The following is a 14366-nucleotide window of genomic DNA, read 5'->3' on the forward strand; positions in this document are numbered from 1 at the left end:
CCCGATCTGGACCACGGAGCAGCGCATGACCCGCATGGCGATCCTGACGGCCGTCCTGGCGCTCGCCGCGGCTTCTTTGGCGCAGGCCAGGGAGCCGCAGAAGCCGAGGCCCGAGTTGACCTGTTCGGCGAACGACACGCCCGAGCAGGAGGCCGAGAAGGAAATCCGCTACGTGGTCGATGGCAAGGAGCACATCGAATACTGCGTGATGGGGAAGAAGCACGTCATCATCGACAGTGGCGACAACGGCTGACCGCCGGGATCGTGGAAGGCGCTAGAACGGCCCCCGCCAGAGGGCCCAGATCCGGCGCCACTGAGGCAGGTCGATTGCCGTCCGGAACGGGTCGTAGTCCTTCCGTTCCATTTGATTGAGATAGGGCTCCACCAGGGCCAGGGGCTGATAGGCCGGCGCGGCCTCCGTCGGGATCGTCGGGCGCAGCGTCCGGGCCTGATCGAGATGCCGGCGCGCGATGGCCCTGAGATCGGCGAGCGCCGCCTCGAGTCCCGGTCCGCCGCGGCCGGTTACGATGTCGTCGCGTACCACACCGTGCTTCTCGAGAATGTCGGCCGGGACGTAGACCTGGCCTTGGCGGGCGTGCCAGGGAAAGGCCCGAAGCAGCCCCGTGATCGCATAGGCGACGCCGCCATGGCCGGCCGCATCGGCGGAGCCGGGGTCGCGCCCCTGGGCCAGGACCATGCTGGACAGCCGGATCAGGCTGGAGGACGTTTCCCCGCAATAGCCCTCGAGGTCGTTCAGGCTCGGCATCGGATCGTCGTAGAGATCGAACACCCGGGCGTCGATCAGGTCGACGAGGGCCTGCCGGGGCAGGCGGAACTTGACGATGGTGTCGTCGAGGGCGGCCGCGACCGGGTTGGCCCGCACGTCGCCCCTCGCCTCGCCCTGGAGCGCATCACGCCACCATTGCAGGCGGATCTCGCCGACGAGGGCTTCGCGCACGGCTTCGCGGATCCGCGCCACCTCGAAGTTGAAGGCATAGAGGGCGTAGAGATGCGGGCGTCGGTCGACCGGCGCATAGAGGCTTGCCCAGTAGCGGTCGGGATCTCCCTCGCGCACCAGGGACTCGCAATGGGCGAAGGCGAAGTTCGGATCGGTCTCGGCCATATCAGGGCACGGCGATGAGGGCCGCACCGACACGGCGGTTCTCGGCCAGCAGGATGTTGTACGTGCGGGCGGCGGCGCCGGTCTGCATGACGTCCAGGCCGATCCGCGCCTCGCGGAAGCGCAGCCGCACCCGTTCCGGAATGGCAGCCACGTCGACGCCCGTGCCAAGAAGGAGCAGCTCGAGGGCGTCTCCTTCGGCGAAAATCGGATCGAGGGTGCTGCCGGTCATCTCCGCCAGCGAGGTCACCGGCCACGCCCTGATGCCGGACGGCAGGACGAGGATCGAGCCGCGATGGGACATGTCCGCGAAGCGAAAGCCGCCATTGCCGTAGGCGTCGATGGGGAATCGTCCGGGGACGAATCCGTCGTAGAGGCGGCCCTCAGACATGCCCTTACTCCGCTGCGGCGACCTTGCCCTCCGGCACCTTGGCGGCTTCCGAGCTGCGCAGGCCGATATAGATCAGCATCGGCGACGAAATGCAGATCGCCGAATAGGTGCAGATCACGACCCCGTAGAGCATCACCTGGGCGAAGCCCTCGATCGCGCGCCCGCCGAACAGCACCAGCGCCAGCAGGGACAGAGCCGTGGTCACGGCCGTCATGATCGTGCGGGACATGGTGTGGTTGATCGAGAGATTCAACAGCTCCTCGGTCGGCATCGTCTTGTAGCGGCGCATGAGTTCGCGGGTACGGTCGAACACGACGACGGTCTCGTTGAGCGAATAGCCGACGATGGTGAGGATCGCAGCGATCGAGGTCATGTTGAACTCGTGCCGGGTGATCACGAAGAAGCCGACCGTGAGCACGATGTCGTGCATCGTGCCGATGATGGACGCGATGGCGAGCTCACGCTCGAACCGGAACCAGAGATAGAGCAGCACCGCCAGGACCGAGAGCACGATGCCGATCGTTCCCGACTGGACAAGCTCGTTGGAGACGCGCGGCCCCACCGTCTCGACGCGCTGGAAGTCGAACTGGCTGCCGAAGGTGTCACGCGCCTTCTGCACCACCGCGCTCTGCGCCGCCTCGCCGCCCGACTGGATCGGGAAGCGAAGGGACACGCCGCCCGCATTGCCGAATTCCTGCACCTCGACCTCGCCGAAGCCGAAGCCCTCGGCGGTCTGGCGCACGGCGCCGACGTCGACCTGCCCGGTCTTCGACTGCAGCTCCATGAGCGTGCCGCCCTTGAAGTCGATGCCGAAGTTCAGCCCGACGGTCGAGAGCATGATCACGGCCAGGATCGAGATGATCGCCGACAGCGGGAATGAGAAGCGCCGCAAGCGCATGAAGTCGAAGTGGGAGTTCTCGGGCCAGAGACGGATGAGGCGCACGACAACAACTCCTTAGAACGGAAGAACTTTGGGGCGCATCCACTTGTACCAGAGCGCGATCATCATGCGCGTCAGGGTCACGGCGGTGATCACCGTCGTCAGGATGCCGAGAAGGAACACCACCGCGAAGCCGCGCACCGGTCCCGATCCGAGGAAGAACAGGATGAGGGCGGCGATCGCCATGGTGCTGTTGGAGTCCACGATGGTCGCGAAGGCGCGCTCGAAGCCCGCCTGGACGCCGGACACGATCGACCGGCCCGACCTGACCTCCTCGCGGATGCGCTCGTAGATCAGCACGTTCGAGTCGACCGCCGTGCCGATGGTGAGCACGATGCCGGCGATGCCCGGCAGGGTCAGGGTCGCCTCGAGCACCGACATGAGGCCGAAGATCAGGCCCACGTGGACGAGCAGCGCGATGTTCGCGATCAGGCCGAAGATCCCGTAGGTGGCGAACATGAAGATGACGACGAAGATGGTGGCCACGTAGGTGGCCATCTTGCCGGCCTGGATCGAATCCTGGCCGAGGCCCGGACCGACGGTCCGCTCCTCGACAATGGTCAGCTTGGCCGGCAGGGCGCCGGCGCGCAGGAGCACCGCGAGGTCGTTCGCCTGCTGGACCGAAAAGCGGCCGGAGATCTGGCCCGCGCCGCCCGTGATGGCGGACTGGATGGTGGGCGCCGAGATGACCTCGTTGTCCAGCACGATGGCGAGCGGCCGGCCGATATTCTCGGTGGTCGCCTGGCCGAAGCGCTGGGCGCCGCGGATGTTGAAGCGGAAGTTGACGATGGGCTCGTTGGTGCGGCTGTCGAAGGCCGGCTGCGCATCGACGAGATCGCCGCCCTCGACGATGACCTGGCGCTCCACGGGCACGCGCTGGCCGCCCGCGTCCTTGGAGGGAAGCATGTCCACGTCGGCGGCGCCCTGCTGGCCCAGCAGGCGGAATTCGAGCTTGGCGGTGCGGCCGAGGATTTCCTTCAGGCGCTGCGGATCCTGGAGGCCCGGCACCTGGACGAGAATACGGTCGACGCCCTGACGCTGGATGTTCGGCTCGGTCGTGCCGAGCGCATCGACGCGGCGGCGCAGCACTTCGATGGCCTGGTCGACGGCGCGGCGGACCTTCTCGTTCACGCCGGCTTCCGTATAGGTCAGGGTGATCAACCCGTCGGGAGTCGTGTCCACGAGAATGTCGCGGTTCCCCGATTGGCCGATCACCGCATTACCGATGGGCTGCGACAGCTCGCGCAGCTTGGGCAGGATGCGCTCCCGGTCGGCGGCATCGGGCACCCGGATCTGGGCCCCCCGCTGGGTGAGCTGGATGCCTCCCTGGGGGGCGACCCGGGTCTCGCGCAGCACGCGACGGATGTCGTCGCGCAGCTGCGTGGTCTGGGTGCGCAGCAGGTCGGGCACGTCGACCTCGAGGAGGACGTGCGACCCGCCCTGAAGATCGAGGCCGAGGACGATGGCGCGGGACGGGATGACCCACGACGGCACCCAGCTCGGCAGAGAGCTCCGGAAAGCCTCGCGCTGCTCGCGGCTCATCATGCTCGGAACCGCGAGAAGCAGACCGATCACGATGATTGCCATGGTGGCGATGATCTTGGACCTCGAGTAGCGCAGCATCGTCGACTAAACCTCTTCTGGGAGACGCGTCGGCCGTCTTAGGCCTTGACCGGCTCGCCCTTGGCGCGGACCTCGGCGATCATGGCGCGGGCGACCTTCACCTTCACGCCCTCCGAGATCTCGATCTCGATATCGGCCGAATCCTCGAGAACCTTCGTGACCTTCCCGATGATGCCGCCGGACGTGACCACCGTGTCGCCACGGCGGACGTTCTTGATCATCTCCTGGTGCGTCTTCACCCGCTTCTGCTGAGGACGGATGATCAGGAACCACATGATGACGAAAATGAGGATGAACGGAACGAATTGCAGAATCATATCCGTTCCCCCAGCGGCGGGGGCCCCTTGCGCGAAGGCGGGCGAAATGAACAAGCGGCTCTCCATGGATAAAGGCGCGAGGCAGGCGCCGAAAAACGCCCACCCGCGCCGTGCGGTGTAAGAAGCGGGGCGGACTATACCCATCGACTCCACGAAATCAATGAAGTTGCGGGGATTTCCAAAGCCCCTCTCCATGGACGCCCTCCGCCTTCCGCGCTAAGCAGCCCCGTCACGGGTTGCAGAACGTCATGTCCAACGCTCCATCAGATCCTCTCTCCCCCCTCTCCTCTCCCGATTCCCTCGCGCTCCTGAGGCGCATCGCCGACGCCCTGGAGCGCCTTGCCCCGGCCGCGATGCCGCAGGCGGATTTCGCGGCCGCCGACGCCTTCGTGTGGCAGGCCGCCGCCCGGCGCCTCTCGCCGGTGCCAAAGGTCAGCCGCGTGGAGATGAGCCTCCTGCGGGGCATCGACCGGGTGCGCGACATGCTCGCCGAGAACACCCAGCGCTTCGCCAAGAGCCTGCCGGCCAACAACGCCCTGCTCTGGGGCGCGCGGGGCATGGGCAAGTCGTCCCTGGTCAAGGCGGTGCATGCGGAGATCAACCACACCCGGCCCGACGCCTCGCGCCCGCTCAAGCTCATCGAGATCCACCGGGAGGACATCGAGACCCTGCCTGAGCTCATGGCCCTCCTGCGGGCGGACCCGCACCGGTTCATCGTCTTCTGCGACGACCTCTCGTTCGATTCCGACGATACGTCCTATAAATCCCTCAAGGCGGTGCTGGAAGGCGGCATCGAGGGCCGTCCCGATAACGTGATCTTCTACGCCACGTCGAACCGCCGCCACTTGCTTCCCAGAGACATGATGGAGAACGAGCGCTCGACCGCCATCAATCCCGGCGAGGCCGTGGAGGAGAAGGTGTCCCTGTCGGATCGTTTCGGCCTCTGGCTCGGCTTCCACAAGTGCAGCCAGGACGAGTATCTCGACATGGTCTTCGGCTACATCGACCACCTGGGCCTCCAGGGGGACCGGGAGGCCTTCCGGGCCGAGGCGCTCGAATGGGCGACGACGCGCGGGGCCCGCTCCGGACGCACGGCCTGGCAGTTCATCCAGGACCTGGCGGGGCGGCTGGGCCAGCCGATCTGACGAAACGGCAAAGGGACGGTGGCTGAGCTCCACCGTCCCCTTCCTTGATCGGCCACGGGTCTCGAAAGCCGACCGAAGCAAAATTTCCGAGAGGCCTTAGCCGCCGAGATACTTGATCGGGTCGACCGGGGTCGAACCCTTGCGGATCTCGAAGTGGAGCTGCGGCGACGTCACGTTGCCGCTCTGGCCGGAGGTCGCGATCACCTGGCCGCGCTTGACCTGCTCGCCGCGCTTCACGCTGAGCGCGCCGTTATGGGCGTAGGCCGAGACGTAGCCGTTCTCGTGGCGGATGAGCACGAGGTTGCCGTAGCCCTTCACCTCGCTGCCGGCATAGGTCACCGTTCCGGCCTCGGCGGCCTTCACGGGCGTTCCCTCCGGGACCGCGATGTTGATGCCTTCGTTGCCGCCATTGGCCCCGAAGCCGGCGATGACGCGGCCGCGGGCCGGCCAGCGGAAGTCGCCGGAAACGCTCGCCGTCTGCTCGGGCTCCTGGACCGGAGCCTTGGCGGCCTCGGGCTGGGCGACCGGAGCCGGAGCGGGCGCTGCTGCGACGGGCTGCGCCGGAACGGGCTGGACCACGGGCTTCATCTGCTGCGGATCGGCATAGGCCGCAACCTTGGTGGACTGCTCGACGACCGGCCGGGCCGCGGAGACCAACGGCTCGGGAGCCGCGGAGGCGGTCCTGACCGGGGCCTCCTTGACCGGAGCCGGAGCCGGCTCGGCCTTTGCGGTCGCGGTCATGCCGGGGCGGCTGCGCTTGCCGGCCTCCACAGGCTCGACCGGAGCGGCCGCAGCCTTGGAATTCTCCACGAGGCGGAACTTGGGCTGGCCTGCGGGCTGCGACGCCATCGCCGGGCGCGCCGGAGCCGGGGTCGGAGCGGACGCGACCTGGGTCGAGCCGCTGCCGGCGTTGTAGACCGGGATCACGACCCGCTGGCCGGGCTTCACCTGCGAGGCGCTCGACAGGCCGCTCGCGGCCAGGATCGCACTCGACGGAACGCCGTAGCGCTGGGAGATCGTGTTCAGGTTGTCGTTGCTGCCGACCGTGATCGGGGTGCCGCCGGCGGCGGACCAGCCGTTGGCGCTGCCTGCGACCGGAGCGGGAGCCGGAGCGGAGGCGACGCGGGCGGGCTGGGACAGAGGCTGCGCCTGGACCGGGGGAAGCGCCTGGGCCTGCACGGAGGGAGTGGGCACGGCGGTCGTCGCGGCGAGGTTCTGGGCCGGAGCCTGAGCGGCGGGGGCAGCGCTCGAGTCGAATCTGTCGCTTGCGGCGAACGGATTGGAGAACGGATTCTCCGCAAACCGCATCGTGTCCGAACTACAGGCCGCTGCGGCACTGCCGATCAAGCCCACCAGAGCGATCCGCGAAACCGCGATCCACTGCCCAGAACACACCCGCAAACGCATGACTCAAACCCCACCAACCGAACGCAACTCGATGGGGTGATTAAAAGCCGATTCAGGTTAAGCAACAGTTTCTGCGGACAAGTTTCCGTAACTCTGATCGCTTTTTTCGCGACTGTCAGAGGGTCTGGGCGACGCCGGAGACGAGAGGGGAGATCCGCAGGCCCGCGCCGACCTCCTGCCGCAGTTCCCCGTCCTCCAGGCGGTCGATCCGAACGAGACGCGGCAATCCTTCGACGGTGAGCGCCCCCACGAGGCGGCCGCCCGGCCCGAGGAGCGCGGTTACGGCGAAAGGCACCTCCGCGACGGCGCCGTTGAGCAGGATCCGGTCGAAGCGCTCGCGCGGGCGGGCCGCCAGCCCGTCTCCGATCTCGATGTGCACCCGCTCCGCCTTCACGATCCTCAGGTGCTGGATCGCCGCCTCCGCCAGGGTGTTGAACCGCTCGACGGAATGGACCTCCGCCCCGAGCCGTGACAGCAGCGCGCTCACATAGCCGGTGCCGGTGCCGACCTCGAACACCTTGTGCCCCTCGGCCACCCCGAGGGCGAGGAGCATGGCCGCGACGGTGCGCGGCGCCGTCATGGTCTGGCCGCAGGGCAGCGGCAGGGCGACGTCGGTGCGGGACAAATCCGAGAAGCGACGGGGCGCGAACACGTCCCGCGGCACCAGCTCCATGGCGCGCAGGATTCCGATGTCGCGGATGCCGCGCGAGCGCAGGGACAACAGGAACGACGCGACGCCGACCGCCTCCTGCTCGTCCCGCTGATCCATGTCGGGAGCGAGAAGCGGCTCCATCGGTTCCTGAAGCGGATCGGTCTCGCTCATCCCCTCGGCTCGGCTCCTACTCGAAGGCCTGGGCGTAGCGCGTCAGGGTCGGTTCGTCGGTCATGTCGAGCCGCAGCGGCGTGATCGCGATGCGCCGGTTGGCGATCGCCCAGAGATCCGTGCCGTTGCCGGGCGTGAAGGGCTTCCGCTCGAAGGCGATCCAGAAATAGGGATTGCCGCGCCCGTCGCGCCGCTCGTCGAGACGCAGGAGTTCCTGGGTGCGCTGCCCCTGGTTGACCACGGCGGCGCCTTCGACCTCCTCCGGCTCGCAGTCCGGGAAGTTCACGTTGACGAGGATGCCTGGCTCGATGCCCGTTTCCAGGATCTTGCGCACGACCTTCGGCCCATGATGCTCCGCGCAGTGCCAACGCAAGGCGTTGCGCGTGCCCGCTCCGTAGGCCTGGGAGAGCGCGATGGACGGCACGCCGAGGATCGTACCCTCGATGGCGCCGGCCACGGTGCCGGAATAGCTCACGTCCTCGGCCACGTTCTGCCCGCGGTTCACGCCGGACAGGATCAAGTCCGGCTTGCGGTCGAGCATGAGCTGGCGCACGCCCATGATCACGCAGTCGGTGGGCGTGCCCTTCACGGCGAAGTGCCGGTCGGCGACTTCGCGCAGGCGTAAGGGATCGTTGAGCGACAGCGAGTGGGAAACGCCGCTCTGGTCGGTCTCGGGCGCCACGATCCAGACATCGTCCGACAGGGCGCGGGCGATGGTCTCCAGGGTCTTGAGGCCCGGAGCGTGGATCCCGTCGTCGTTGGTGCAGAGGATGCGCATGGTCTTAAGCCTGCCGCTCGATGCGGGCGAGCCCGCCCATATAGGGCTGGAGCGCTGCCGGGACCGCGATGCTGCCGTCCTCGTTCTGGTAGTTCTCCAGCACCGCCACCATGGTGCGGCCGACCGCAAGGCCGGACCCGTTGAGGGTGTGCACGAAGCGTGGCCCCTTGCCGTCCGCCGGACGGAACCGCGCGTTCATGCGCCTGGCCTGGAAGTCCGTGCAGACCGAACAGCTCGAGATCTCGCGGTACATCCCCTGCCCCGGCAGCCAGACCTCGATATCGTAGGTCTTGGCCGACGCGAAGCCCATGTCGCCGGTGCAGAGCGTCATCGTGCGGAACGGCAGCTCCAGTTTTTTGAGCACGTTCTCGGCGCTGGTCAGCATCCGCTCGTGCTCGTCGGCGGACGTCTCGGGCGTCGTGATCGAGACGAGTTCGCATTTGGTGAACTGGTGCTGGCGGATCATGCCGCGCGTGTCGCGCCCGGCGGATCCCGCCTCAGCCCGGAAGCTCTGGGTGAGAGCGGTGAGGCGCATCGGCAGCTCCTCTTCCGCCACGATCTGCTCGCGCACCAGGTTGGTCAGCGTCACCTCGGCGGTCGGGATGAGCCCGTAGCGGCTGTCCTTCGCGATCTGGCGAAGGGCCTCAGGAGCCGCCCCCTCGGAGGCAGAGGCCAGCAGCGTTTCGAGGGCCGAGCCTGGGAAGGCCCAGAACTGGTCGTCCTCGAACTTCGGCAGCTGCGCCGTGCCGAACATAGCGGCGTCCTTCACGAGAAGCGGCGGGCTCACCTCCGTGTAGCCATGCTCGTTCGTGTGCAGGTCGATCATGAACTGGCCGATCGCCCGCTCCAGCCGCGCCAGGGCGCCCTTCAGCACCACGAAGCGCGAGCCCGAGAGCTTGGCGGCGGTCTCGAAGTCCATCAGGCCGAGATCCTCGCCCAGCTCGAAATGCTGCTTGGCGCTGTTCAGGGTCCGGGGCGTGCCGAAGCGGTGGCGCTCCACGTTGCCGGTCTCGTCGGGGCCGACCGGCACGTCCCCCTTGGGGGTGTTCGGGATGGCGGCCAGAAGCGTGTCGAGCTCCTTCCCGGCCTCGCGCTCCTCCTGCTCGAGCTGCGGGATGCTCTCCTTCAGCCGGGCGACCTCGGCCATCAGCTCCTGCGCCCGGGCCTCGTCCTTCTTGGCCTTGGCCTGGCCGATCTCCTTGGACATGGCATTGCGGCGCTCGAGGGCCGCCTGGAGCGCGGAGACGGCGCTCTTGCGCCGGTCGTCGAGGGCGATCAGGCGCTCGGACAGGGGCTCCATGCCCCGGTTCCGGAGGCCTTGGTCGAAGCCTGTGGGGTTCTCGCGGATGGAGCGGATGTCATGCATGGTAGGACCGTTCTTCGACAATACGGCCCTGTCCTTAGAGCATCGGCCCCGAAAGTGGAAACCACTTTTCGGGACCGTCCCATGCTCACGCTCGGATGCGGTCAGCGCCGCCGGCTCACGCCTCTCCGGCCGCAGCGCGCGCGGCCTCGGCTTCCGCCCGCTTCTTCTCGACCATGCGGACGGAGAAGATAGACGCCTCGTAGAGGAGCAGCGTCGGGACCGCGAGGGCGAACTGGCTGATCACGTCCGGCGGCGTCAGGACCGCGGCGGCCACGAAGACGACAACGATCGCGTAGCGGCGCTTGTCCTTGAGGAACTGCGAATCGATGATCCCGGCCCGGGCGAGCAGCGTCAGGATGACGGGCAGCTGGAAGCAAATGCCGAAGGCGAAGATCAGCGTCATGATCAGCGACAGGTACTCGCTGACCTTGGGCAGGAACTCGATGGCCGGGGCGTTGTCGGTCGCGAGCTGCTGCATGCCGACCGAGAACCGCATCAGCAGCGGCATGGCGATGAAGTACACGCAGGCGGCGCCCACCGTGAACAGCACCGGCGTGGCCACCAGGTAGGGCAGGAAGGCCCTGCGCTCGTTCTTGTAGAGGCCGGGGGCGACGAACTTGTAGATCTGGATCGCGATGACCGGGAACGCCAGGAACCCGGCCCCGAAGGCCGCGACCTGGATCTGGGTGAACAGGTATTCGAGGCCATGGGTGTAGACGAGGTGCGCCTTCTCGGGCGAGCCGACCGCCAGCACATAAGGCCAGACCAGCGCGTTGTAGATGTATTTCGCGCCCGCAAAGCATATGAAGAACATCACGATGAACGCGATGAGCGCCTTGATGAGGCGCGCACGCAACTCGGTCAGATGCTCGATCAGAGGCGCACGCGATGCCTCGACCTCATCGTCTTCCACGCTCGTGGTCATCAGGCTTGTGCGTCCGGTTTGTCGTTCTTGGGCGCGGCGGCTTCGACGGCCTTCCGCCGTTCGGCTTCGGCCTCACGCTCCAGGGATTCGGCGATCGCCTCCGCGGGATCGACGATCGGCGGGACGGACGGGATCGGCAGCGCGATGGCCGGATCGACCGGGGCCGGCGGACCGGCCTCTCCCCTGCCCTGAGCGGCGGCGTCGTGGGCTTCCTCGCCCGGCGTCTTCTCATGAGCCGTCATGGGAGCGTCCACCGCGCCTTTCAGTTCGTCCCGGATCGTCTGGATCGGGTTGAAGTTGGTGTTGAGGGAAGACACGGATTCGTTCACGCCCTGCAGCTGCTTCTTGACGTCGTCGAGCTCCGCCTCGCGCATGGCTTCCTGGAACTGGCCCTGGAACTCGGCGGCCATGCGGCGGATCTTGCCCGTGACGTTGCCGACCGTTCGCAGCGCGCGCGGCAGGTCCTTCGGGCCGATGACGATCAACGCGACGGCGCCGATCACCATCACCTCACCCCAGCTCATGTCCAACATGGCGTGGCCCTGACCCTACGGTTACGCAATGGCCGCGCGACGGCGCGGCCTCATACTGTTCAGCCGACCTTGTGGTCCGTCGTCGCACCCGTCGGCGCGGCGGTGCCGGCCTGATGGTCGATGGTCCGCACGGGCTCCGACGGCTGAACGGGCTTCGCCGGCGTGTCGTCCTCGGCCATGCCCTTCTTGAAGGCTTTGATGCCCTTGGCGACGTCGCCCATCATGTCGGAAATCTTGCCGCGCCCGAAGAGCAGGACGACGATCAAACCAACGACGATCCAGTGCCAGATGCTAGTGCTACCCACGGCAAACCTCCTGCGCCCATAAGGCACGGTTCTCGAATTTCAACTTGCGGCCAACCTAGGCATCCGCAGCGGCGAAAACAAGGACATCCTTCGGGTCGATCTCGATGCCCACATCCTGTCCGGGTTTCGCGCCCACCGGATCGTGAACGCGCGCCTGAAGCGGCCGCTCGACTCCCGCCACGTCGATATGGACAAGGTCGACCTCCCCGAGGAAGCGGCGCGACACGACGCGCCCCGGCAGGCACAGCCCCGCGGGCTTGAGCCGCACGCCCTGCGGACGCACGCAGACCACGGCCGGGCCGTCGCTCAGGCCCGGCGCCGGGAAGACGCCGACCGGGCAATGAGCCAGGCCGTTCCGGACCTCGCCGGGAATTTCGTTGAAGTCGCAGAAGAAACGCGCCGCGAACAGATTGACCGGGCGACGGTAGATCTCCTCCGAGGATCCCTCCTGGATGATCGTGCCCGAACGCATGAGCACGATTCGGTCGGCGATCCGCATTGCCTCCTCCGGATCGTGCGTCACCACGATGGTGGTCGCCTTCGTCTCGCGCAGGATCGCCACCGTCTCGTCGCGGATGGCGTCGCGCATGCGACGGTCGAGGTTGGAGAACGGCTCGTCCATCAGCAGCACACCCGGACGCGGCGCGATGGAGCGCGCCAGCGCCACGCGCTGCTGCTCGCCGCCGGACAGTGTGTGGGGAAACTCCTCCGCATAGTGCTCCAGGCCTACGCGCGACAGGGCGCGGCGGGCGGCGATGTCCGCCTCCTTGGCCGACAGGTCCTTGAGGCCGAACTTGACGTTCTGCAGGACCGTCATGTGCGGGAAGAGCGCATAGTCCTGGAACATCAGCCCGATGCCGCGCCGCTCCGGCTCGACGAAGGCCGACGGCCCGCTCACCTCCAGCCCGTCCATGAGGACGCGCCCCGAGGTCGGCGCCTCGACCCCCGCCGCAATGCGCAGCAGCGTGGTCTTGCCGCAGCCGGAATGGCCGAGCAGGCAGACGAGCTCGCCCGGCCTGACCGTGAGCGACACGCCGTCGAGCACGTTCAGGCCGCCATAGGTCTGGACGATGTTCTCGAAGGTGAGCTGGGCCGGAATCGAGGCTCCCGCCGTGCCGCGCTGGCCCCAGAGGGGCAGGCGGAAGCGGTCCCTTCCGGGCGCTGGCTTTGCGGTCATTCCTCGCCGGCCTCGCTCTGGTGCATGTCCAGCGGCTGGAGCAGGTCGTCGCCCTCGAGCGGGTCCTCGTCCTCCCGCAGGGCCTGATCGTCGGACGGCACCGGCACCGAGAAGTCGGACGGGACGCGGCCCTCGATGAAGCCGGCCCCTTTCAGCTCCTCGAGACCCGGCAGGTCGTCGATGGCGTCGAGGCCGAAATGCTCGAGGAAATGGGGCGTCGTGCCGTAGGTCACGGGCCGGCCCGGCGCCTTCCGGCGCCCGCGCAGGCGGATCCAGCCGGTCTCCATGAGGGTGTCGAGGGTGCCCTTGGACGTGGCGACGCCGCGGATCTCCTCGATCTCGGCGCGGGTGACAGGCTGGTGATAGGCCACGATCGCCAGGGTCTCCATGGCGGCGCGGGAGAGCCTGCGCTGCTCCGTCACGTTCCGGGCCAGCACGAAGGACAGGTCGCCCGCCGTGCGGAACTGCCATTTCCCGGCCACTCGCACGAGGTTGACGCCGCGACCGGCATAGTGGGCCGTCAGATCCTCCAGGATCTTCGCCACGTCCGCTCCTTCGGGAAGGCGCCCGGCCAGTTCCTCGGCGCCCAGCGGCTCGGCAGAGGCGAACAGCAGCGCCTCGGCGATGCGCATGGCCTCGCCGTGATCCGGCACCTGGATTTCGGAGGAGACCTGCTCCTCCACCATGTCGTCGGTCTCTTCCATCTTTAGGCTCCTGCCTCGGCCGGATCGGTCACGGGCTTCACCCAGACCGGCGCGAAGGCTTCGTCCTGCCGCACCGTCAGTTTCCCCTCCCGCACCATCTCGAGGGTAGCGGACAGGGCCGATGCCAGGACGGTCGGGCGCATGGCGGGCTCCACCATGTACTCGACGAGATAAGTGTCCAGGGTCACCCAGTCGTTCAGGTGACCCACCAGGCGCTCGAGGGCCTCCCGGGCCTCGATCAGCGACCAGACGGTCCGCTTGTGCAGAGACACCCTGGCGTTGAAGCGGATCTGCCTCTGTCGGGCATAGGCCGAGAGCAGGTCGTAGAGGCTCGCCTCGTAATGAGAGTCCTTGCGGACCACCACCGGCTCCGGCGCCCCGCGGGCGAAGACCTCGCGGCCAAGCCATTCGCGCTCGCCCAGCTTCTTGGCGGCTTCACGGATCGACTCCAGGCGGCGCAGGCGCAGCGCCAGCGCGGTCGCCAGATCCTCGGCGCTCGGCTCCTCGCCCTTGGGCGGCTCGGGCAGCAGGAGACGGGACTTGAGATAGGCGAGCCAGGCCGCCATCACCAGATAGTCCGCCGCCAGCTCGAGGCGCATCCGGCGCGCCTCCTCGATGAAGACGAGGTACTGCTCGGCCAGCGCCAGGATCGAGATGCGGTGCAGGTCCACCTTCTGGCGTCGGGCGAGCTCCAGCAGGAGGTCGAGCGGCCCCTCGAAGCCGTCCACGTCGACGAGGAGCGCGGGTTCGCTCTCCGCCCGCTCGGGGGCGGCTCCGTCTTCGAAAGGGAGAGGCTGTGCCATGGATGAACT

17 protein-coding genes are annotated in these 14366 nt (G+C 67.6%); 2 read left to right on the forward strand and 15 right to left on the reverse strand.

What is annotated here, in order from left to right:
* Positions 1–25: 25 nt before the first annotated feature.
* The gene (locus DES45_RS09770; protein WP_114769791.1) at positions 26–253 is read left to right on the forward strand and encodes a hypothetical protein; all 228 of its coding nucleotides are present in this window, start codon (positions 26–28) and stop codon (positions 251–253) included.
* 21 nt (positions 254–274) lie between these two features.
* Here the strand turns inward: DES45_RS09770 and DES45_RS09775 are convergent, their stop codons facing one another.
* Genes DES45_RS09775 through yajC form a run of 5 tightly spaced genes read right to left on the reverse strand, consistent with a single transcriptional unit; the run spans position 275 to position 4391 of the window.
* Entirely contained in the window at positions 275–1123 is an 849-nt protein-coding gene (locus tag DES45_RS09775; protein ID WP_114769792.1) for a phytoene/squalene synthase family protein, read from the reverse strand.
* A gap of 1 nt (position 1124) precedes the next feature.
* Positions 1125–1511: an Mth938-like domain-containing protein gene (locus tag DES45_RS09780; RefSeq protein ID WP_114769793.1), complete on the reverse strand. Its 387-nt coding sequence runs from the start codon at positions 1509–1511 to the stop codon at positions 1125–1127.
* A 4-nt stretch (positions 1512–1515) separates the two neighbouring features.
* Complete coding sequence (gene secF, locus DES45_RS09785) at positions 1516–2454, reverse strand: protein translocase subunit SecF (protein ID WP_114769794.1); 939 nt, start codon at positions 2452–2454, stop codon at positions 1516–1518.
* A gap of 12 nt (positions 2455–2466) precedes the next feature.
* Positions 2467–4074, reverse strand: a complete 1608-nt coding sequence (gene secD / locus DES45_RS09790; protein WP_114769795.1) for a protein translocase subunit SecD — start codon at positions 4072–4074, stop codon at positions 2467–2469.
* Positions 4075–4112: 38 nt separating this feature from the next.
* Complete coding sequence (gene yajC / locus DES45_RS09795; protein ID WP_173949316.1) at positions 4113–4391, reverse strand: preprotein translocase subunit YajC; 279 nt, start codon at positions 4389–4391, stop codon at positions 4113–4115.
* 248 nt (positions 4392–4639) lie between these two features.
* Here yajC and DES45_RS09800 point away from each other — a divergent pair, with 248 nt between their 5' ends.
* Complete coding sequence (locus DES45_RS09800) at positions 4640–5536, forward strand: ATP-binding protein (RefSeq protein WP_114769796.1); 897 nt, start codon at positions 4640–4642, stop codon at positions 5534–5536.
* Between the two features lie 96 nt (positions 5537–5632).
* On the opposite strand, the gene DES45_RS09805 is transcribed toward DES45_RS09800, so the two are convergent.
* The 10 genes from DES45_RS09805 to DES45_RS09850 form a co-directional block, all read right to left on the reverse strand.
* Positions 5633–6844, reverse strand: a complete 1212-nt coding sequence (locus tag DES45_RS09805) for a peptidoglycan DD-metalloendopeptidase family protein (RefSeq protein ID WP_114769797.1) — start codon at positions 6842–6844, stop codon at positions 5633–5635.
* A gap of 214 nt (positions 6845–7058) precedes the next feature.
* Positions 7059–7766 (reverse strand): protein-L-isoaspartate O-methyltransferase family protein, encoded by a 708-nt coding sequence (locus DES45_RS09810; RefSeq protein WP_245571656.1) that lies wholly within the window; start codon positions 7764–7766, stop codon positions 7059–7061.
* Between the two features lie 16 nt (positions 7767–7782).
* Positions 7783–8544 carry a 5'/3'-nucleotidase SurE gene (gene surE, locus DES45_RS09815; protein WP_114769798.1) on the reverse strand — a complete coding sequence of 254 codons (762 nt, stop codon included), beginning with the start codon at positions 8542–8544 and terminating at the stop codon, positions 7783–7785.
* 4 nt (positions 8545–8548) lie between these two features.
* On the reverse strand, positions 8549–9910 hold the full coding sequence (gene serS, locus DES45_RS09820) for a serine--tRNA ligase (protein WP_114769799.1): 1362 nt from the start codon (positions 9908–9910) through the stop codon (positions 8549–8551).
* 115 nt (positions 9911–10025) lie between these two features.
* Positions 10026–10835, reverse strand: a complete 810-nt coding sequence (tatC, locus tag DES45_RS09825; protein WP_114769800.1) for a twin-arginine translocase subunit TatC — start codon at positions 10833–10835, stop codon at positions 10026–10028.
* Positions 10835–11368, reverse strand: coding sequence for a Sec-independent protein translocase protein TatB (gene tatB, locus DES45_RS09830; RefSeq protein WP_114769801.1), 534 nt, complete (start codon positions 11366–11368; stop codon positions 10835–10837). Before tatB ends, tatC begins: the two co-directional genes overlap by 1 nt.
* 59 nt (positions 11369–11427) lie before the next feature.
* Positions 11428–11673, reverse strand: coding sequence for a twin-arginine translocase TatA/TatE family subunit (locus tag DES45_RS09835; RefSeq protein ID WP_114769802.1), 246 nt, complete (start codon positions 11671–11673; stop codon positions 11428–11430).
* Positions 11674–11728: 55 nt separating this feature from the next.
* Complete coding sequence (locus DES45_RS09840; protein ID WP_114769803.1) at positions 11729–12850, reverse strand: ABC transporter ATP-binding protein; 1122 nt, start codon at positions 12848–12850, stop codon at positions 11729–11731.
* Entirely contained in the window at positions 12847–13536 is a 690-nt protein-coding gene (scpB, locus tag DES45_RS09845) for an SMC-Scp complex subunit ScpB (RefSeq protein ID WP_245571677.1), read from the reverse strand. The genes DES45_RS09840 and scpB overlap by 4 nt, the downstream gene beginning before the upstream one ends.
* 20 nt (positions 13537–13556) lie before the next feature.
* A complete protein-coding gene (locus DES45_RS09850; protein WP_114769805.1) occupies positions 13557–14357 on the reverse strand; it encodes a segregation and condensation protein A in 801 nt (266 codons plus the stop codon).
* Positions 14358–14366: the final 9 nt, after the last annotated feature.

The organism is Microvirga subterranea, assembly GCF_003350535.1.
GTDB classification, from domain to species: Bacteria; Pseudomonadota; Alphaproteobacteria; order Rhizobiales; family Beijerinckiaceae; genus Microvirga; species Microvirga subterranea.

Bases quoted from the DNA above. Each gene is read 5' to 3' on its own strand.
- DES45_RS09770 (WP_114769791.1), top strand. From the start codon at position 26: ATGACCCGCATGGCGATCCTGACGGCCGTCCTGGCGCTCGCCGCGGCT.
- DES45_RS09775 (WP_114769792.1), bottom strand. From the start codon at position 1,123: ATGGCCGAGACCGATCCGAACTTCGCCTTCGCCCATTGCGAGTCCCTG.
- DES45_RS09780 (WP_114769793.1), bottom strand. From the start codon at position 1,511: ATGTCTGAGGGCCGCCTCTACGACGGATTCGTCCCCGGACGATTCCCC.
- secD (WP_114769795.1), bottom strand. From the start codon at position 4,074: ATGCTGCGCTACTCGAGGTCCAAGATCATCGCCACCATGGCAATCATC.
- yajC (WP_173949316.1), bottom strand. From the start codon at position 4,391: ATGATTCTGCAATTCGTTCCGTTCATCCTCATTTTCGTCATCATGTGG.
- DES45_RS09800 (WP_114769796.1), top strand. From the start codon at position 4,640: ATGTCCAACGCTCCATCAGATCCTCTCTCCCCCCTCTCCTCTCCCGAT.
- DES45_RS09805 (WP_114769797.1), bottom strand. From the start codon at position 6,844: ATGCGGTTTGCGGAGAATCCGTTCTCCAATCCGTTCGCCGCAAGCGAC.
- DES45_RS09810 (WP_245571656.1), bottom strand. From the start codon at position 7,766: ATGAGCGAGACCGATCCGCTTCAGGAACCGATGGAGCCGCTTCTCGCT.
- surE (WP_114769798.1), bottom strand. From the start codon at position 8,544: ATGCGCATCCTCTGCACCAACGACGACGGGATCCACGCTCCGGGCCTC.
- serS (WP_114769799.1), bottom strand. From the start codon at position 9,910: ATGCATGACATCCGCTCCATCCGCGAGAACCCCACAGGCTTCGACCAA.
- tatC (WP_114769800.1), bottom strand. From the start codon at position 10,835: ATGACCACGAGCGTGGAAGACGATGAGGTCGAGGCATCGCGTGCGCCT.
- tatB (WP_114769801.1), bottom strand. From the start codon at position 11,368: ATGTTGGACATGAGCTGGGGTGAGGTGATGGTGATCGGCGCCGTCGCG.
- DES45_RS09840 (WP_114769803.1), bottom strand. From the start codon at position 12,850: ATGACCGCAAAGCCAGCGCCCGGAAGGGACCGCTTCCGCCTGCCCCTC.
- scpB (WP_245571677.1), bottom strand. From the start codon at position 13,536: ATGGTGGAGGAGCAGGTCTCCTCCGAAATCCAGGTGCCGGATCACGGC.
- DES45_RS09850 (WP_114769805.1), bottom strand. From the start codon at position 14,357: ATGGCACAGCCTCTCCCTTTCGAAGACGGAGCCGCCCCCGAGCGGGCG.